Annotated in this window: 17 protein-coding genes; 15 read left to right on the forward strand and 2 right to left on the reverse strand. The window is 31.9% G+C overall.

What is annotated here, in order from left to right; genetic code table 11:
- The first annotated feature begins 6 nt into the window (after window positions 1–6).
- Together ISP02_RS01995 and ISP02_RS02000 are read left to right on the forward strand one after the other, a co-directional pair.
- Window positions 7–600: an alpha/beta hydrolase gene (locus ISP02_RS01995; protein ID WP_195720001.1), complete on the forward strand. Its 594-nt coding sequence runs from the start codon at window positions 7–9 to the stop codon at window positions 598–600.
- An 86-nt stretch (window positions 601–686) separates the two neighbouring features.
- Window positions 687–1,238, forward strand: coding sequence for a cysteine hydrolase family protein (locus ISP02_RS02000; protein WP_195720002.1), 552 nt, complete (start codon window positions 687–689; stop codon window positions 1,236–1,238).
- A 165-nt stretch (window positions 1,239–1,403) separates the two neighbouring features.
- Here the strand turns inward: ISP02_RS02000 and ISP02_RS02005 are convergent, their stop codons facing one another.
- Window positions 1,404–3,368, reverse strand: a complete 1,965-nt coding sequence (locus ISP02_RS02005; RefSeq protein ID WP_195720003.1) for a fructose-1,6-bisphosphatase — start codon at window positions 3,366–3,368, stop codon at window positions 1,404–1,406.
- Between the two features lie 472 nt (window positions 3,369–3,840).
- Here ISP02_RS02005 and putP point away from each other — a divergent pair, with 472 nt between their 5' ends.
- Window positions 3,841–5,379 (forward strand): sodium/proline symporter PutP, encoded by a 1,539-nt coding sequence (gene putP, locus ISP02_RS02010; protein ID WP_195720004.1) that lies wholly within the window; start codon window positions 3,841–3,843, stop codon window positions 5,377–5,379.
- 536 nt (window positions 5,380–5,915) lie between these two features.
- Here the strand turns inward: putP and ISP02_RS02015 are convergent.
- On the reverse strand, window positions 5,916–6,524 hold the full coding sequence (locus tag ISP02_RS02015; protein ID WP_195720005.1) for a DedA family protein: 609 nt from the start codon (window positions 6,522–6,524) through the stop codon (window positions 5,916–5,918).
- Window positions 6,525–6,820: 296 nt separating this feature from the next.
- Between ISP02_RS02015 and ISP02_RS02020 the strand changes: the two genes are divergently transcribed.
- The 12 genes from ISP02_RS02020 (at window position 6,821) to ISP02_RS02075 (ending at window position 19,211) form a co-directional block, all read left to right on the forward strand.
- Window positions 6,821–8,089, forward strand: coding sequence for an MFS transporter (locus ISP02_RS02020; RefSeq protein WP_195720006.1), 1,269 nt, complete (start codon window positions 6,821–6,823; stop codon window positions 8,087–8,089).
- A gap of 67 nt (window positions 8,090–8,156) precedes the next feature.
- Window positions 8,157–8,441, forward strand: a complete 285-nt coding sequence (locus tag ISP02_RS02025) for a putative quinol monooxygenase (RefSeq protein WP_195720007.1) — start codon at window positions 8,157–8,159, stop codon at window positions 8,439–8,441.
- 192 nt (window positions 8,442–8,633) lie between these two features.
- Window positions 8,634–9,332: an acetolactate decarboxylase gene (budA, locus tag ISP02_RS02030; protein WP_195720008.1), complete on the forward strand. Its 699-nt coding sequence runs from the start codon at window positions 8,634–8,636 to the stop codon at window positions 9,330–9,332.
- A 444-nt stretch (window positions 9,333–9,776) separates the two neighbouring features.
- Window positions 9,777–11,687: an FUSC family protein gene (locus ISP02_RS02035; protein WP_195720009.1), complete on the forward strand. Its 1,911-nt coding sequence runs from the start codon at window positions 9,777–9,779 to the stop codon at window positions 11,685–11,687.
- A 60-nt stretch (window positions 11,688–11,747) separates the two neighbouring features.
- Complete coding sequence (locus tag ISP02_RS02040) at window positions 11,748–12,161, forward strand: DUF2188 domain-containing protein (RefSeq protein WP_195720010.1); 414 nt, start codon at window positions 11,748–11,750, stop codon at window positions 12,159–12,161.
- A gap of 118 nt (window positions 12,162–12,279) precedes the next feature.
- The gene (locus ISP02_RS02045) at window positions 12,280–12,885 is read left to right on the forward strand and encodes an FMN-binding negative transcriptional regulator (RefSeq protein ID WP_195720011.1); all 606 of its coding nucleotides are present in this window, start codon (window positions 12,280–12,282) and stop codon (window positions 12,883–12,885) included.
- Window positions 12,886–13,066: 181 nt separating this feature from the next.
- On the forward strand, window positions 13,067–13,774 hold the full coding sequence (locus ISP02_RS02050) for a GTP pyrophosphokinase (protein ID WP_195720012.1): 708 nt from the start codon (window positions 13,067–13,069) through the stop codon (window positions 13,772–13,774).
- A 238-nt stretch (window positions 13,775–14,012) separates the two neighbouring features.
- A complete protein-coding gene (locus ISP02_RS02055; RefSeq protein ID WP_195720013.1) occupies window positions 14,013–14,693 on the forward strand; it encodes a GntR family transcriptional regulator in 681 nt (226 codons plus the stop codon).
- Between the two features lie 35 nt (window positions 14,694–14,728).
- Window positions 14,729–16,276, forward strand: a complete 1,548-nt coding sequence (gene gntK / locus ISP02_RS02060; protein ID WP_195720014.1) for a gluconokinase — start codon at window positions 14,729–14,731, stop codon at window positions 16,274–16,276.
- A gap of 132 nt (window positions 16,277–16,408) precedes the next feature.
- On the forward strand, window positions 16,409–17,767 hold the full coding sequence (locus ISP02_RS02065) for a gluconate:H+ symporter (protein WP_195720015.1): 1,359 nt from the start codon (window positions 16,409–16,411) through the stop codon (window positions 17,765–17,767).
- A gap of 230 nt (window positions 17,768–17,997) precedes the next feature.
- Window positions 17,998–18,837, forward strand: coding sequence for a hypothetical protein (locus ISP02_RS02070; protein ID WP_195720016.1), 840 nt, complete (start codon window positions 17,998–18,000; stop codon window positions 18,835–18,837).
- Window positions 18,813–19,211, forward strand: a complete 399-nt coding sequence (locus ISP02_RS02075) for a helix-turn-helix domain-containing protein (RefSeq protein ID WP_195720017.1) — start codon at window positions 18,813–18,815, stop codon at window positions 19,209–19,211. The genes ISP02_RS02070 and ISP02_RS02075 overlap by 25 nt, the downstream gene beginning before the upstream one ends.
- Window positions 19,212–19,550: the final 339 nt, after the last annotated feature.

Consider the following 19,550-nt stretch of genomic DNA (forward strand, 5'->3'; position numbering starts at 1 on the left):
TTTTTAATGGAACACATTTTTAGAAAAGGACGAGAAGGCGTACCGACTTTATTATTGCTCCATGGTACTGGCGGAAATGAAAAAGATTTATTGCCTTTAGCAGAATCACTCAACGCTGATTATAATGTATTAAGTGTCAGAGGAGAAGTATCTGAAGGGGGTATGAATAGATTTTTTAAACGTCATGGAGAAGGCCAATATGATGTAGCAGATTTAAAATACCGTACACAACAATTAATAGATTTTATTAAAGAAGCTGCAGGAAAATACAATTTTAATGTAGATGAAATTATACCTGTAGGATTCTCTAATGGTTCAAATATAATTATTAGCATGATGCTTAGTGGTAAAATCTTTTTCAAAAAAGCCTTACTTTATGCGCCACTTTATCCATTAGATATTGGTAGTGACTATGACTTTAAAGGTGTATCACTATTATTATCTATGGGTAAAAATGATCCGATTGTTCCAGTTGAACAAAGTGAAAGATTGGAAACTGTATTTACAAATTTAGGCGCAGATGTAAAAACAGTGTGGGTAAATAGTCATGAATTAACGCCGGAAGGGATTTATTTCGGTAAAGAAGTTTTAGATAAATAATATTAGTGTGCCGTTGATTTGGAAAAAGCTATTAGTTGCTCTATAATCTATTAAGGTTTTTGAATTCATGAAAAGGGATGTGCAGTATGACACAAAATACAGCATTATTAGTTATGGACATGCAAAATGGCATTGTTAATGGACTAGACGGCAAAGATAAAGTTATCGAGGCAAATCGACGTGCGATAGAGAAAGCGCGCCAACAAGATATTTCAGTAATATTTGTCAGAGTTGCATTTTCACAAGGTTTACTAGAAATTGCACCAAACAATAAAATGTTTGGACCTATGCGCGAGAAACAAGCACCAATGGAAAAAGACAGTGAAGCAACGCAAATTCATGCAGATTTAAACAGACAAGAGCATGAGCCTATTGTTACAAAACATCGATTAAGTGCATTTACAGGAAGTAATTTAGAAGTGTTATTAAGAGGATTAGAAGTACGTCATATTGTGTTAACTGGTGTGGCTACAAGCGGTGTTGTATTATCTACTTCAGTAGAAGCGGCAGATAAAGATTTTGACATTACTATTTTAGAAGATGCTATAGGCGATAAAGAACAAGACAAACATGAATTTCTTGTAGAACGAATCTTACCACGTTATGCAACAATAACAGACGTTGAAAAATGGTCATAAATAAAAGGCTGAGACATATAATTATATGTCTCAGCCTTTATTTGTATGTGAATTACAGATAAATTTTGATAATAGCAAGGCGATTAATATCTTCAAATAATATTAAAATAAAAAGTAAGATAATAAAAGAAAACTTTTTAATCACTATTTTATTAAAATCACAGATTAATTTAAAAAGCGATCATGCATTAATTCTTTTAAAATTTTAATTTTTTCTTGTATTTGTTGACCAGTATTTGTGTCTCTAATTTGTTTGCGATTTAATTCTTTATCGACGACACGACGTGTAGATAATTCATCTGCACCATTCAACAATACATGTTTCTTCGAGTTAAAATGTTGGTGTGCTACTAGTTGCATACCAAATGAATTATATAGGAGCGTGTAGCCTGCGATACCAGTAGTTGATTGATATGCTTTAGAGAACCCACCATCAATTACGATCATTTTACCATCGGCTTTAATAGGGTTTTCGCCGTCGATTTCTTTAACTGGTGTATGTCCGTTAATTATATGAGCTTCTTCAGGATTTAATCCGAAGTTTTTTAACATTTTTTTACACATTTCTACGTCTTCCCGTAAATGATAGTATGGATTTTTAGTTTCTTTATGAGCTTCTTTGTCAGCAATGAAATAACGTTCAAATGTTGTCATAGCTCGTTTTCCAAATAATGAAGAATATTTTCCTGTCCAAAGGTACCACACTAAATCTGTAGCTAAATCATCTTGCGTTTCTTTGTCATCAAATGCTTTACGGACATATTTTTCAAAATGATCTAATAAATCACGACCATAATGTTTCACGCCATCAATAGTCATAGATTCCATTTCACCATTTTTATCGACAGGGATACAACCATGAATTAATAAATTGCCGTTGTAGGGAAGGTATAAGTTACCTTTTTGCATTAAGAATGTCATATGACGTTTTAATTTTTCTGACTGTTGTACAGATAGCAATAATTTATCAATGACTTCTGCTTCCTCATCCGTTAACTCATTCGGATTTGTCGTATCGATCGTTTGGAAGCAAGTGTTTTCTAATTCATATGTTTTACCATATAATGTAGCACGATTGTTATCGTAATCTATATTTTCTAATACAAGACGTTCTTCCATATCAAAACAAGGGCGGCGTTTTATAATAGGTGCTTCTAATTTAAATTGAATAATTGCTATTGCTTGATGAATTTTAGTAATTTGTTCTATTTCACCAGTCGATGTTTGTCTATCTTCTCCGGTTTTATTTTTAGGCTTAAAGGCTTTATTATCTCCACTATAATGCTTTTCTGCAAAAGTCAGTAATGGACGTAAATTTATGCCGTAAGCGTCTTCGATAATATCAAGGTTGTCGTAACGAGCACAAATGCGTAATAAGTTAGCTAAACAAACTTTAGAGCCTGCATATGCACCAATCCATAACACATCGTGGTTGCCCCATTGAATATCAACAGATGGATAATTGATTAATGTTTCCATGATTTTATCAGGTTCTGGTCCACGATCATAAATATCTCCGACTACATGTAAATGATCAACTACGAGATGTTGCACAGTAAAAGATAAACCAATTATTAAATCGTCTGATTGTTCTAATTCAATAATTTGGTTAATCAATGTATCGTAATAAGATTTTTTATTATTGTATTTGTTACTTTTATACAATAGTTCTTCAATAATAAAGACGAAATTTGTTGGTAAAGACTTACGTACTTTGGTACGTGTATATTTCGATGAGGCATATGTAACTAATTTTATTAGTCTATGGATTGTCGTAATATACCATTCATTAAGTTCATATTTGGAAGCGAATGAATTTTTAATAAGCTTGAGCTTTTCTTCAGGATAATATACTAAAGCAGCAAAGTCATTAATCTCATTTCTTGTTAACGTATCTTGAAAAATATCATGAATTTTTGAACGTACATTACCAGAACCGTTACGCAATACGTGTTGAAATGAATGGAATTCTCCATGCAAATCGCTAACAAAATGTTCAGTACCTTTAGGTAATTCTAAAATAGATTCTAAATTTATAATTTCAGTCGCTAACGCCTCTTTATTATTATAATTCGTCGCTAACAGATCTAAATATCTACTCTTTATGCTTTTTTCGCTCGAATTTTGCATTGTCGTCACTCCATTTACTTAATTCAATTCATTTTAACATGTTTATTAAACGCTTACATGTTTAATTTGCTAACTCATATAATCATTATAGGACGAATAGATGTTATTTTCTAAGAAAAGAATTTATATATCAAAAAACGTGGAAATAATGATACATTTCCTTTTATTTATAGGATAAGTAGCTCATCTTCATTATGTTACTCAAATATAAAAAACACTGAATTAACATAGTATTTTATTAATTGAACTTCAAAATAAGGAAAATTTATGCAATTAAATTTTAATAAAAGTATAAATAAAATAATGAAAATAATTGTATATAAACGCCTTTATATGAGTGTTTATAGCGTATTTTAGCAGCTCTTAAAAAGAGAATTTTACACTTAATTTCCCGAAAGGTGTTTTAAAATGCTGTATGCTTTTGTATAATAATGTCATGTAACAAAATTATAGTGAAAAGGGGGATGTTGCTATGTTTACATTGGGAAGTACATTAGCAAGTCAGGTAAATCCTGATTGGCGTACTTACATTATGTTATCAGTGTACTTTATCATTTTACTAGTTATTGGTTATTATGGTTATAAACAATCAACTAGTAATATTAGTGAATACATGCTTGGTGGCAGAAGCATAGGTCCATATGTTACTGCGCTTTCCGCCGGTGCATCTGACATGAGTGGTTGGATGATTATGGGGTTGCCGGGAGAAGTTTATACGACAGGTCTTTCTGCTGCATGGTTAGCAATTGGTCTAACGATAGGCGCATACATAAATTATATAGTAGTTGCACCTAGGCTACGTGTATACACTGAAAAAGCAGGAGATTCAATCACCCTACCTGACTTTTTTAGAAATCGTTTAAACGATAAATCAAATGTCATTAAAATAATTTCAGGTGCTATCATCGTAATATTCTTTACTTTATATACACATTCAGGCATGGTATCTGGTGGTAAATTATTTGATAGTGCGTTTGGTTTAGATTATCATTTTGGTCTTGTTTTAGTTGCAGTAATTGTAATTGCTTATACTTTCTTTGGTGGTTATTTAGCTGTTTCAATAACTGACTTTTTCCAAGGTGTAATTATGTTAATTGCAATGATAATGGTACCAATAGTTGCGATGATGCAATTAAGTGGATTAGATACTTTATCAAATGCTGCCGATTTAAAACCAACAAATTTAGATTTATTTAAAGGTACGACAATAATAGGAATTATTTCTTTCTTCTCATGGGGGTTAGGATACTTTGGCCAACCTCATATTATCGTACGTTTTATGTCTATTAAATCAGTTAAACAATTACCAACCGCTCGCCGATTTGGTATAGGTTGGATGGCAATTAGTTTATTAGGTGCTGTAATAGTAGGTTTAGTAGGAATAAGTTTCGTGAACGAGAGAAGTGTAGAATTAAAAGATCCTGAAACTTTATTTATTTTAATGGGACAAATATTATTCCATCCATTAGTTGGTGGGTTCTTACTTGCAGCCATTTTAGCGGCAATTATGAGTACGATTTCATCACAATTACTTGTAACTTCGAGTTCATTAACAGAAGACTTTTATAAGTTGTTCAGAGGTGAACAAGCGGCAAAAGAGCATGAAAAGGAATTTGTGTTGGTGGGTCGTTTATCAGTAGTTTTAGTTTCAATCGTATCAATTATTATTGCATGGTCCCCAAACGATACAATTTTAAATTTAGTGGGTAACGCTTGGGCTGGTTTTGGTGCAGCCTTTGGTCCATTAGTATTATTATCATTGTATTGGAAAGGACTAAGTCGTACTGGGGCTGTCAGTGGCATGTTATCTGGCGCAATTGTCGTTGTATTATGGATTGCTTTTGTCAAACCATTAGGAACTATAAATGATTTCTTTAATTTATACGAAATTATTCCAGGTTTCTTGACTAGTTTAATCGTGACAGTTGTAATTAGTAAATTAACTAAAAAACCAGATCTTGATGTTGAAGCTGATATAAATGATGTTAAACAAATAATTAAAAATACTTAATTTTGTTGCAAATGGTGTTAATCGAATTAAAGGGGTTTAAAGCTTTTAACACTATTATGGAGAAATTATTATAACTTATGTGATTTTAAGAACGTTTATGTTGCTAAAATGTAAGGGGCATGATAGCAATTTATAACAACTATCGGTCTAATTGTTAGTAGTGTTTTATAGTGCAGAACAATCATTATAAATCACAAACAATACCGAAATCAAAACAACCTAGCAGATATATAATCTGTTAGGTTGTTTTTGTTTAATAATTTTTGAAAAAATATAGCGATATTAATTTATTTATATTATAAAGCTATATATTGTAAGGCTCGCTTTCATATGTACAGCTCCATCATGTACTTTTCGGTTTGTCCTGTTTTTCCAGTATTATCGTTAACTATACTTCATATTTATGTCGGAACAAGGTACGTTGGTATTATTTTATAGATAGGCTAAATTCAGTTGTTTTATAACTTTAAAATAAAGAAAAAAGGCAATTTCTATTTGGATATAATAGAAATTGCCTTTTATAGTCTTAAATATTGTTATTCAACTCTACGACGTTTCAGTAGATGATAAATAATGTAAACAATAATGATAAATATAATGATATACATAATGAATGAATAAGTGTGTAAAGCGTTCATTAAGACATCCCAACTACTACTTAATAATTTACCTAAGTATATAAGTAGGAAATTCCAAATAGTAGTACCTATAAGTGATAAAAGCATAAATTTCACTATATTCATTCTGTTAATGCCGGCAGGAATAGTAATTAACACTCTTAATACGGGAATGAATCTACAAATGAATACCGCAAAAGAGCCGTAATGCTTAAACCAATCATTGGCTTTTGCTACATCCTTACCTCTAAGTTTAATCCATTTACCATACTTATCAACAAATCGGTACAAACGTTGTTCGGAAACAAGTCTGCTTATATAATACAATATTAATAAACCTACGAAAGAGGCAACTGTAGAAATAATAAATAATACTGGAATAGATAAATCGGATTTTTCAGATAATAGACCTGCAAATGTCAAAATAATTTCCGATGGTATAAATGGTAATATGTTTTCTAATAAAATTAATATCGCTATGGCAACATAACCCCATGAGCGAATGAATTCAGTTATTATTTGTTCCATACCTTAATAAAAATCTCCTTTTAATAATACATAAACGAAAACAGTCAACTTTTGCCAACTATTCACTAATTATAAGCTATTTTAATATAAAATGTATAATATTATTGTTATGAAATTGAAGAAGCGCATTTATAATAGTTCGCCAAGGCTATATTAAAAAATGAAAGAAATTTTATCGATAATAGTAATTTTTATTGAAAAAAGCATTGTAAACGCTTACACATTATGATAATATCATTAAAAAGAATAAACAATAGGTCATATGATGAGTTGGCTTAAAAGAAAGTTGGGTAACAATGAAAGAAAAAAGAAGTAACGTTAGATGGTATTTTGCTATCACATTCTTTATTATAGGGATTATTGCTTACATGGATAGATCTAATATCTCAGTTATAGCAAAACCAATGATGGAAGATTTAAATATGAATAAAACACATTTTGGATTACTTGCATCATTATTCTCATTAGGTTATGCATTAATGCAAGTTCCTTCTGGGTTTTTAGCAGAAAAATACGGCCCTAAAAAAATGTTGACGATTGCATTAGTTTGGTGGAGCGCATTTACAATTTTGACTGGTGCGGTAAAAAATCACGGTATGCTATATACAGTTCGTTTCTTATTTGGTGTAGGGGAAGCACCAATGTATCCTTCAAATGCGGTATTTAACTCATTTTGGTTTGCTAAGGGTGAAAAAGGCCGTGCCTCAAGTATGCTGTTAGCTGGCTCCTATTTTGGTCCAGTAATTGCACCGCTCATTACAATCGCAATTTATAATGCTTTTGGTTGGCAAGCAGTATTCTACATATTCGGTGCGGTTGGATTAATAATTGCTGTGTTGTGGACAATCATTGCTAAAGATTTACCAGAGCAACACAAAATGGTGAATGAAGCGGAAAAAGAATACATTATGAACAATCGTGACATTGTTTCTACTGAAAAATCAGTTGCACCTTGGAATAACTTCTTAAGAAGATTTAGTTTTTATGCATTAGCTGCACAATACTTTGTAGTTCAGTTCGTAATCTCATTATTCTTAATTTGGTTACCTACTTATTTAACAGAACAGCATGGAGTTCAACTTAAAGATTTAGGGTTTGCTTCGGGTGCGCCTTGGTTAGTAATGTTTATCTTGATATTAACTGCTGGAACTGTGTCAGATAAAATTTTACAACAAGGTAAATCTAAATTTATGGCTCGAGGCGTAATAGCAATTATTGGTTTCGTTGTATTTTGTATTGCTTTATTCTTCGCGCTTAAAACAGATAATCTTGTAGCTAACGTTATATGGTTATCATTATGTTTAGGCGGAATTGGTATTTCAATGGGTATGAGCTGGGCTGCAGCTACAGACTTAGGACGTAACTTTGCCGGGACAGTATCTGGTTGGATGAACATGTGGGGCAATATAGGTGCTTTACTAAGCCCACTACTAGCAGGTTTCTTCGCCGATAGAATTGGTTGGAATAACACATTAATGCTTATCATGGTTCCTGTAGTATTCGCTATAATAATGTGGTTCTTTGTTAAACCGGATAGATCATTGGTTCAAGATAAGACTCAATAATTGATTATTTTGCTCTTTGATAATAAGCTAGTGTAATAATTTAAAACCTGCTAAGGAGGAACGTTTTATGATTACCGTAAACGCTATTATGAAAGTGAACCCAAATAAACGTGAACAATATTTAGAATTAGTGAGTCCATTAATTGAAGCAGCAAACAAAGAAGAAGGTTCTTTATATTATGAACACTTTGAAAAAACGGATGAACCTAATACATTTGCAATGATCGAACGTTATAAAGATGAGGAAGCTGTTCAAGCTCATAATAACTCCGATCATTTTAAACACTTTTTTGCTAATGTCCCTGAATTATTAGTAGCAGAGCCAAACATTACAATTAGTACTAGTAAATAAAAAATAAGCAAAGACTTCTTTAAGAAAGTAAAATCTTAAAGGAGTCTTTTTGTTATGCTTAAAATAGTAAATATAAACATGAAATTATCATAAAGACTTTTAACGATGTATAATTATATATAATGCAGTTTATATTAAGTTAATCAAAACTAATTACCTCATATAAATCTTAATAATTTAAGGAGTGGTTATATGTTATATCAACATGGTACTTTAGGGACTTTAATGGCAGGCATGTTAGATGGCACGGCTCAAATTAAAGACATACTAACGCATGGTGATTTAGGTATTGGTACATTAACTGGTTCCGATGGAGAAGTTATTATTGTAGATGGGCAGGCTTATCATGCTAATGAACACAATGAATTTAAACAGTTAAACGGTAGAGAGATGACACCATTCGCTACTGTGACACCATTTAATCCAGATTTACAATTTGATGTACGTGTTATTAGTGATCAAGAGGCAGTTTTAGACGAAGTTTTACATCAAGTAAACAGTAAAAATATTTTTATCGCAGTAAAGATTACTGGTAAGTTCGAAACGATGCACGTACGTATGATGCCAAAACAAGAAAAACCATATACAAGACTAATCGAATCAGCAAAACGTCAACCAGAATACACAAAAGAACAAATTTATGGTACCGTCGTCGGGTTCTTTTCACCGCAATTATTTCACGGTATTGCAGCAGGAGGATTCCATTTACATTTTGTAGATGATGCACATACTTTCGGAGGACATGTTTTAGACTTCGAAATGAATAGTGGTAGTGTTGAGGTAAGTAAGATAGAAACATTAGAACAACATTTTCCTACCGATAACAAAGAATTTTTAGAAGCAGATATCGATTATTCTAATATCAGTGAAGATATTTCTGAAGCAGAATAAAACTTAAATATATTAAATTTCTATCACACTAGTTATAAAAGAGTGTTAAATAATAATGAAGCTAATAGATGAATAAACTTTTAGTGCAATAAATATAATTAAGTAATCAAGAAATTATGCCTATAAATATTAAACAGCCTCATAGAGTTTAGAGCTCTGTCAGGTTGTTTTCTTATTGCAGTGTGGGTGTATGTCAGGTGTGATTTTGTAATTATAAAAAATTGCTGTAAAAACAGTATTTGAATTTTAATCTGAAATAAAAATGTGTAAGTTTCAACGCTTTTTTTACATATCTCCTTGCAACTATCATACATTTAACTACCTTTTTACTTTAGGGTTTAATTCCTGTCACAATAAATTACCATTTTGAAATAATTAGCAAATCACTAAATTTTATTACTGTTTTGACTACATAGAAAATTATAATTAGGAGATGAACAAAAGGTGATTAATTATTTAAAGTCATTAGTAAAGTTCGATAAAATAAAAATTGATCCATTAAAAGGGACGAGACAAGCTATATTAATGTTTATACCACTTATAATTGGTTACCTCACTGATCAATTACAGCTTGGGTTGTTAATGTCTACCGGTACATTAGCGCATGTTTATGTTTTTGGGGGTTCTGCTCGCTCTAAACTACGTATTATTTTATATACAACAATTGGTTTATCAATTGCGATTATTTTAGGGTCACTTACAGTTACTCAACCACTTATGTTTGGAATGTTGTTACTTGTAGTAACTGTCGTGCCTTACTTTATATTTAGTGCGTTAAATATTCCTGGACCTTCTTCAACTTTCTTTATTGTAGCTTTCAGTTTACCTATTAATTTACCCGTAGCACCTGAAGAAGCTTTAACAAGAGGATTAACCATGTTTGCAGGTGGGTTGTTTGCAACGTTAGTCGTTATTGTTAATATTTTAATAGCAAAAGAAAGTGCGGAATTTAAAGCTGTAAAAAATGACTATACTATAATTAAACAATTGGTAGAACAATTCAATGATGAAACAGCATTCTCTTCAATTTCTAGAAAAGCAGTAAGTGCTTTTAAAAATGCTGATCATCAATTTATAACGGCTAGCTTACCTAAAGGTAAAAGGTCGATTAAATTTCAAAAACTATTAATCTTACATAATTTGGCACAAGGGATTCATGCTGAACTATTGGAATTAAATTCAGAGAATAATAGACCATTAGATACTGAAATTATAGAAATGGTCAATTATATTAGTGATATGATAACTAATAAAGAGAAAAATAACACGATGTGGCGTAAAGAAGTTGATGTTAGTCCCGTGTATCAAAATTTAATTGACTATATTTTTAGAGTTGATGAAATTATGCATGCGAACGATGAAAAAATAGCACGCGAAATAGATATTCGTGTGCCAATATATGGACAACATATGTATCAAAATTTAACTTTAGATTCTATTATCTTTAAAAATACTCTAAGATATATTGTTATAATGGGGATTTCGATTTTTGTAGCGCTAATGTTTCACTTTGACAAAGCATATTGGATACCGCTATCTGCACACACAGTATTAGTTGGTAGGCACACGATGCACAGTCTCGAAAGAGCAGGAGCCAGAGGTGTGGGTACTGTATTAGGCGTTATAGCATTATCCGTTATTTTGATTAGTAATCCATCAGTACCGGTAGCTATCGCATTACTCGCGTTGACCGCTGGCATAACAGAAACGTTTGTAGGGGCTAACTATTCATTCGCAGTTATATTTATTACGATTCAAGTGTTATTATTAAACGGCCTCGCATCGCAACATTTAACGCTATCGATAGCGTTACCACGTATTACAGATGTAATGGTCGGCGTCATTATAGGTGCAATAGGGCTCGTTATATTGGGTCGTAAGACTGCTTCGTCCATGTTACCAAGTTCAATCGGAGAAGTAGTAAGAGCAGAAGCAAAAATATTCCATTACCTTTTTTCAGCTAATAGCTATGCCAAACAAGAAGAAGGCAAAAAGGAAATGCTCTTATTAAGCGTTAAGTTAAGTAATATGTCACGCGTATATGACAGTGCCAATGGAGAAATTTTTAATCATAAAGTTTCAATACAAAATTATTATCCAACGATTTATGCTTTAGAAGAAATTAGTTTTATGCTAACTCGAGCTTTAAACAATAGCAATCACATGCACATAAATGATGAGCAAATGGGAGAATATTTACTGGTATTTGAAAATATTGCAAAACATTTTGACCATAATAATTATATTGTTATTAAAGAATTATCATCGTTACCTCAGTATGTTTACATTAAAGAAGCTTTAATGAATATTCAGCATAATTGCATACACACAAATAATGTACAAAGCCATAAATAATAAAAAGTTTCAGATAGCTAGTACGTGGTAATTTATTAGAAAAGGAGAGTGTCATGTTAAATGCCTTGGACAATGGAGGACTACCCACAAAGTTGGAAAAACTTTGATGAACTAGAACGCAAAAAAGCAATTGATATTGGTAATGCCATGCTCAAAGATGGTTACAGTGAAAGTGACACAATTCCAATTGCGACGAAACAAGCCGAATCTTGGTATAAAGATGCTTCGCAACAAGAACTAGACGAACTAAAAAATAAAAAGATTACGCAACATCAAAAAGATAGCGAAGCCAATCCGGAACTTAACGAACGTGACGTACATGTATACTTCGAAGACGATAATTGGAAAGTGAAAACGGACAGAGCCAAACAAGCGTCAGATCGTTTTGATAAAAAGGAAGATGCGATGAAAAGAGCTCGTAATATCGCAGATAATAGAGATGTAGAAATAATAGAACATAAAAAAGATGAATAATTTAAAGACAGAGTCTGGAGACAATATTATGTCCTAGACTCTGTCTTTTAGCATATATAGTTATAATATTTATATGAATGGGTAAGTAAGATGTAAGTAATTAAAGGGGGCGTGTATCATGTATATCCCAAAATATTATCAATTGCACGATTACGAAGAAATTAAACAGTTTATGCGCAACAATAACTTTGTCACTATAATTACTACTGAAGGGGAAAAGCCAATAGCAACACATTTACCAGTGAATATTGAAGAACACAGTAATGTTTTATATATTTCAGGACATTTTGCTAAAGGTAATAAACAGTGGCAGACGATAAATAATAATGACAATATATTAATTATATTTCATGGTCCGCATGGCTATGTTTCTTCTACTTGGTATGAACAAGAAGACGTTCCAACGTGGGATTATGAAAGTATTCATACATATGGTGAAGGACAGTTGCTTGATGAGGAACAATTGGCTGCAGATTTAACAAAACTATTAAAGCAATACGAAAAGCATCGTGAAAATGGTGCAACTTGGGACAATTTATCGGGCCAAACAAAAAAACAAATTAAAGGTATAGTAGGGTTTAAAATTAAAGTAACAGATATTGAAGCGGCTTATAAACTAAGTCAAACACGTAGTGAACAAGAGAAACGGAATATAACATCACAGTTAAATAACAGTGATAACCCTATGGATCATATTTTAGCTGATGAAATAGAAAAACAATAAAATGATATAAAAGATAAGCGAAGTGCGAATCAAAAAAGATTCGTGCTTTTTTTGTTGGTATAAAGGAATTTTAGCGTATAATTGTTATTGTACAAACAGAAAATACAAGTGTATTACTTAAAAAATCACTTAAAATAAAGTATACTTACATTAACAAAGATAAAACCAGGGGGAATAAAGGATGTATGTTGAACGCAAGCCCTCACTACATTTAGAGGAATTAAAAGAAGATTTTAAGCATAGTTTTAGTGATTTTAACGACTCAGACGAAGCTTTTTCGACTCTTGTAGATTTCGTTAGTTTGGATCAGATTTATAGTTCTGCTCTAAAAGAAATCAGTACAAAATTAGATATTTTAGATGATAATTTCGAACATATATATAAACACAATCCAATACATCATATGGAACGTCGAGTAAAACAATTAAGTAGTGTTATTTCTAAATTACAACGCAAGGGGTATGAAGTATCGGCCGAATCTGCAAAAGATAACTTGCAAGACATTGCTGGTATACGAGTGATATGTAATTATATAGAAGATATTTATGCGATAGAAAAATTATTATTAAATCAAGGAGATATAGAGTTATTAAAACGTAAAGATTATATAGAATATCCTAAAAGCAATGGCTATAGAAGTCTACATATAGTCGTAACAGTGCCTGTATTTCTCGCAGAATTTGTAGAATATGTACCTGTAGAAATTCAAATCCGCACGATTGGCATGGATATGTGGGCGAGTTTGGAACATCAAATAAGATATAAAAACGAAGCAAATACAGAAAAATATCGTAGTTTATTGAAGCAATGTGCTACACAGATTACTGACGTAGAGCATACAATGCAAGATATTCATTCCGAAGTATTTGAACAGCATTCATATAAATAAAATTAATAATCAGTAAAACTATCTAGTTAACGCTTAATGCGGAGATTAGGTAGTTTTTTTATGCGGTAAAAACCAATGAAAACGTAATTAAGAACTATTTAGGTGAAAATAATTTAAAGAATTGCATAACGAAATTCAAAAATAATTTTTTTATACAACTGGAAGCGTTTGCATTTTCGGTTATTTTGTACTAATATACTTGTATACAAGTATATTAGATGCTGGCGAGGTGATTATTTTGGAATTTGAATATCCAGAGCAATGGTTAGAAGGTGCTTCAAAAGGTGAAATGATAGCAGCTGAAATTCGTTTAAACATAGTTAAAGGTACGATAGAACCTGATACATTATTAACGGAAAATCAAGTTGCTAAAACTTATAATGTTAGTCGATCGCCAGTACGAGACGCGTTTAAATTGTTAAAACAAGATCAATTGATCCATTTAGAACGCATGGGTGCGGAAGTGTTACCTTTTGAAGATAAGGAGAAAAAGGAGCTATACGATTTACGTATTATGTTAGAATCTTTTGCTTTCTCTAGATTAAAAGAGCAACAAATTGAGTTAGTCGTTAAAGAGTTAAGCAAACAATTAGAAATGATGAAAGTAGCCGTACAATTTGAAGATGCTGAATCATTCACTCAACATGATATTAAATTCCATGAAGTAGCCATCTTAGCTTCCAAACATCAATATTTAAAAACTTATTGGAATAATTTGAGGCCGGTAATGGAAGCTCTTATATTGCTATCGATGCGTCATAGAATGCAACATGATAAAAAAGATTTTGAGCGTATTCATTATAATCATCAAGTGTTTATCGATGCGATTGCTACACAAGATACAACGAGGTTAAGACATGCTTTCCACTTAAATTTTGATGATGTAGGCGAAGATATTGAAAGTTTTTGGTTGAAATAGAACAGAGTAAGTAATTTAGGAGATGAAATGACAAAATGAAATATATGATTGGTGTCGACATAGGTACTACGAGTACTAAATCCGTGTTATACGATGAGCAAGGTAATTTTATATTAAAGCATAATATTGGTTACCCCCTTAATACACCGAATGTAGATGTATCCGAAGAAAATCCGGATGAATTATTCGATGCCGTGATAATGACGATTAAATATGTGATTAGAGAGTCAGGCATTAATAAAGATGACATTAAATTAGTATCGTTTAGTGCTCAAATGCATAGTTTAATTGCCATGGATAATAACCATAAACGATTAACAGAAAATCTAACTTGGGCAGACAATAGAGCGAGTAAGTATGCTGAGAAAATAAATCAAGACCATAATGGTTTTGATATTTATCAAAGAACTGGTACACCAATACATCCAATGTCGCCATTATCTAAAATTTTCTGGATGAAACATGAGCAACAACAAACTTATAATGATACAGCGAAGTTCATTGATATTAAAACATATATATTTTATCAGTTATTTGAACAATATGTGATTGATCAATCCATGGCTTCTGCTACTGGAATATTAAACCTAGAAACGTTGCAATGGGATAAAGAAGCAATGCAATTATTAGAGATTAATGAAAATCAACTACCTGAAGTTGTGCCAACAACACATATTTTAACGGGAATGAAAAAACGCTATGCGACACTTATGGGATTGAATGAAGATACGCCATTTGTAGTAGGTGCGAGTGATGGTGTGTTATCAAATTTAGGCGTAAATGCCTTTAAAAAAGGCGAAGTCGCAGTGACGATAGGAACTTCTGGAGCCATACGTACGGTCATTGATAAACCACGTACTGATTATAAAGGGCGCATTTTCTGTTATGTCTTAACCGAAGACCATTATGTTATCGGTGGTCCTGTAAATAATGGTGGCGTAATTTTACGTTGGTTACGAGATGAATTATTAGCTAGTGAAGTAGAAACTGCAAAACGATTAGGTGTTGATACTTATGATGTATTAACTCGAATTGCAAGCAGAGTTAAACCAGGTGCTGAAGGGTTAATATTCCATCCTTACTTAGCAGGTGAACGTGCACCATTATGGAATGCTGACGCACGTGGATCTTTCTTTGGGTTAACTTTATCTCATAAAAAGGAACATATGATACGCGCTGCATTAGAAGGGGTGTTATATAACCTTTACACTGTTTATCTGGCACTAATTGAAGTTATGAATGAAACACCAAAATCAATTAAAGCTACAGGTGGATTTGCTAAAAGTGAAGTGTGGCGTCAAATGATGGCTGATATTTTTGATACGCATTTAAGTGTCCCTGAAAGTTATGAAAGTTCTTGTTTAGGCGCTTGTGTACTAGGTATGAAAGCATTGGGAGAAGTTGAAGATTTTTCAATTATTGAAGATATGGTCGGTACCACTAATGAACACGAACCTGATCAAGAGCAAGTACAAACGTATCAGCAGTTGGTTGCTATATTTATTAATTTAAGTCGTTCATTAGAAGAGCGTTATGCTGAAATAGCGGATTTCCAACGTAACAATATGACAACAGAGAAATAAAAGTTTTGAGAAGCATAGGTGGCACAATAACAGTGTCGCCTCGCTATTGTTTAACAAATTAAAGCAAAAATTTTTGAAAACTAAAGAAAGCGTTAACAATTAATGAAACACTTTTCGAGAGGGGATTAACTTATGTTTGAAACTATATGGCCACTTATTACAGTGGTAATTGGTATTGTATTTTTACTTGCACTTATTATCTTTTTGAAATTAAATACATTTATTTCTTTAATCATTACATCCATTGTAACGGCAATACTATTAGGAATGCCATTAGATAAAATAATTGATACCGTTGAATCAGGAATGGGTAGTACACTGGGGCACATTGCTTTAATCTTTGGTTTGGGTGCTATTTTAGGTAAATTGCTTGCCGACGGTGGTGGTGCTACTCGAATCGCGGATACCTTAATAAATAAATTCGGACAAAAGCACGTACAGTGGGCAATGCTCATTGCAGCATTTATCGTAGGTATAGCATTATTCTTCGAAGTTGGTTTAGTGTTATTAATACCATTAGTGTTTACGATTGCCAAACGAGCTAACGTTTCACAACTAAAACTTGGGTTGCCAATGGTTACAGCATTATCTGTTACACATGGTTTCTTACCACCACACCCAGGACCAGTCGTAATTGCAAAAGAATTACATGCAAACTTAGGACACGTACTTTTATATGGAATTATCATTGCTATACCGGTAACTATAATTGCGGGTCCAATTTTTAACAAAATGGCACAAAAACTCACACCTAAAGCTTATACAAGAGAAGGGGATATCTCATCTTTAGGCGCGCAACAAGAATTCAAAGAGAGTGAAATGCCTGGATTTTTAATGAGTTTGATCACTGCAATTTTACCTGTTATCTTAATGCTAATTTCAACTATAGTTCAATTAGTCACAGGACATGAAAAGGCCACAAATGGTTTTGAAGGATTTATTTACTTTATAGGAACAGCAGGGACTGCAATGCTTATTGCGGTAATCTTTGCTATGTTCTCAATGGGCGTTAAGCAAGGGCGAAAAAATTCAGAAATTATGGATTCAGTATCAAATGCCATTTACCCAATCGGTATGATGATCTTAATCATTGGTGGTGGTGGCACATTTAAAGAAGTACTTATTGATGGTGGCGTAGGAGATACAATTGCACATTTATTCAAAGGTACAGAAATGTCACCAATATTATTGGCGTGGATAGTCTCTTCTGTATTACGTATTGCTTTAGGTTCAGCGACAGTTGCAGCAATTTCAACTACTGGTATTGTATTGCCATTGTTACAACATTCAGATGTTAATATTGCATTAGTCGTATTAGCTATTGGGGCCGGAAGTGTTATCTTATCACACGTTAATGATGCAGGATTTTGGATGTTCAAAGAGTATTTTGGTTTAACTGTAAAAGAAACATTTTTAACTTGGTCTTTATTAGAAACAGTTATCTCTGTATCAGGCATTATATTTATATTATTCTTAAGTTTATTCGTTTAGAATGGGTAATGCTATAATAAAATTTTGAAATTTTATTGCAAAAATATAGAAATTAATTGTAGAATAGAAACACACTTATTATGCGTAAGTGCAAATCTATTAGTCTTATAAATATTGTATTATGCGTAGCTATAGTACAGAGCCCTAACATTGAGTTAGGGCTTTTATTTATAATAACACCTCATAAATTATTTTCGTTATAATTGACTTAATTAAGGTAGGTGAATTAAATGGGAAGTGAACAGTTACCAATATTAAAAGCACATGCTCAAGAATTGTTAGGAATAATGCTTGAGGGGACATCAATTACAAATTTATCAGATATTGCACATACATTAATTTCCCCTTTTACTAATATTAAAAGTAAAAAGTTTAATAGTGAATTAAACAATTTCCTAGGAAATATGTCGAGTGAAAAAATATATCATTATTGTAATCAATTTGGGGTTAACTATTTAATCTTTAAATATAATAAAGCACAAGAGCTATATATATTGGGCCCATATTTGGAACAAAGACCTAATGAGCAAAAATGTAGAGAAATGTTGAGTGATAACAGTATCAATTTGAGTAAACTAAACGTATTGAAACAATACTTTATGAAGATACCCTTATGTAGCTATATAAAAGTGAAAAAAATGTGCAGATTAGCAATCAAATTTATAAAAGACAAAAATTTTATTTATGATGTAGCCCCTATAGATTTTCATTTTCATCTAGATCAAGATGATTATGCATCTAAAACCTTACAAAAACAATATATTGTGGATGATATTAAGCGACGCTATGATATTGAAAACAGCTTGCTTATAGCTATTGAAAATGGTAATACAAATGAAGCAAACGAACTTTTGGGCACGCTGTATACAAAAGTAATAGGTTTAAAGCGTATACGAGATGAAGTATTAAATGCAAAATACAAGGCATTTGTTATTAATGTATTATGTCGTAAAGCAGTCGAAAGTGCAGGTGTGGCATTGGTAACTATTGATGCCTTATCAACAAAATATGCTGCTCTAATTGATGATACAACGAGTTATGAAATATGTATGAAACGGTTCAATCGATGATTACGGATTATGCAGAAGCTGCAATGAAAGTAAAAACAACCGCATTTAGTCCAAAGGTCAATAAAGTAGTGCAATATATTGAATTGAATATAAAGAACGAATTAAAGTTAGAGCAATTAGCTACTTATGTTGGCTTAGCCCCTGCTTATTTATCGCGTGTATTCAACAATGAACTTGGTACTTCATTAATACAATTTATAACTAATATGCGCATGTCTAAGGCAAGTGATTTATTAATAAGAACTTCATCGAATATAGAATCCATAGCGAAACAAGTAGGTTTTAACCAAACAAGTTATTTTAGTAAGAAATTTAAACAACATTATCATCTTGCACCAACGCAATATAGAGCTAAATTTCAAAAATATTTATAACGCCAAATGAATATTTTATGTGATAATAATCGTTTTACGTTAAATATGTAAAAAATTTATCATTTTAGTCAATAAAGTCATAAAAAAAGCCATAAAAATTATCTTATAGATATATTTCGATTGTGAAAAAGTAGTAAGAGAAACATTTTTAGACAATTATTGTAATAGCTAAATAATTTATGAACAAGTGTGTGCATCATGCATTTTCTACGTAAATGAGTGGCCATTTTTAGATAAAATCTTAAATCATAAAATAACAACGTTGTTATTTTATGATTGACTGTCTCAATTTTCAAAATATAATGGTATTTAAAGGGAGATGAAGAAATAAAGATACTC

The sequence above is a fragment of the Staphylococcus durrellii genome, assembly GCF_015594545.1.
Lineage (GTDB): Bacteria > Bacillota > Bacilli > Staphylococcales > Staphylococcaceae > Staphylococcus > Staphylococcus durrellii.

What these genes read in the sequence shown, in the direction of transcription:
- ISP02_RS02020 (WP_195720006.1), top strand. Translation starts at nt 6,821, where the DNA reads ATGAAAGAAAAAAGAAGTAACGTTAGATGGTATTTTGCTATCACATTC.
- ISP02_RS02000 (WP_195720002.1), top strand. Translation starts at nt 687, where the DNA reads ATGACACAAAATACAGCATTATTAGTTATGGACATGCAAAATGGCATT.
- ISP02_RS01995 (WP_195720001.1), top strand. Translation starts at nt 7, where the DNA reads ATGGAACACATTTTTAGAAAAGGACGAGAAGGCGTACCGACTTTATTA.
- ISP02_RS02015 (WP_195720005.1), bottom strand. Translation starts at nt 6,524, where the DNA reads ATGGAACAAATAATAACTGAATTCATTCGCTCATGGGGTTATGTTGCC.
- ISP02_RS02065 (WP_195720015.1), top strand. Translation starts at nt 16,409, where the DNA reads ATGTTTGAAACTATATGGCCACTTATTACAGTGGTAATTGGTATTGTA.
- gntK (WP_195720014.1), top strand. Translation starts at nt 14,729, where the DNA reads ATGAAATATATGATTGGTGTCGACATAGGTACTACGAGTACTAAATCC.
- ISP02_RS02040 (WP_195720010.1), top strand. Translation starts at nt 11,748, where the DNA reads ATGCCTTGGACAATGGAGGACTACCCACAAAGTTGGAAAAACTTTGAT.
- ISP02_RS02075 (WP_195720017.1), top strand. Translation starts at nt 18,813, where the DNA reads ATGTATGAAACGGTTCAATCGATGATTACGGATTATGCAGAAGCTGCA.
- putP (WP_195720004.1), top strand. Translation starts at nt 3,841, where the DNA reads ATGTTTACATTGGGAAGTACATTAGCAAGTCAGGTAAATCCTGATTGG.
- ISP02_RS02070 (WP_195720016.1), top strand. Translation starts at nt 17,998, where the DNA reads ATGGGAAGTGAACAGTTACCAATATTAAAAGCACATGCTCAAGAATTG.
- budA (WP_195720008.1), top strand. Translation starts at nt 8,634, where the DNA reads ATGTTATATCAACATGGTACTTTAGGGACTTTAATGGCAGGCATGTTA.
- ISP02_RS02050 (WP_195720012.1), top strand. Translation starts at nt 13,067, where the DNA reads ATGTATGTTGAACGCAAGCCCTCACTACATTTAGAGGAATTAAAAGAA.
- ISP02_RS02025 (WP_195720007.1), top strand. Translation starts at nt 8,157, where the DNA reads ATGATTACCGTAAACGCTATTATGAAAGTGAACCCAAATAAACGTGAA.
- ISP02_RS02045 (WP_195720011.1), top strand. Translation starts at nt 12,280, where the DNA reads ATGTATATCCCAAAATATTATCAATTGCACGATTACGAAGAAATTAAA.
- ISP02_RS02005 (WP_195720003.1), bottom strand. Translation starts at nt 3,368, where the DNA reads ATGCAAAATTCGAGCGAAAAAAGCATAAAGAGTAGATATTTAGATCTG.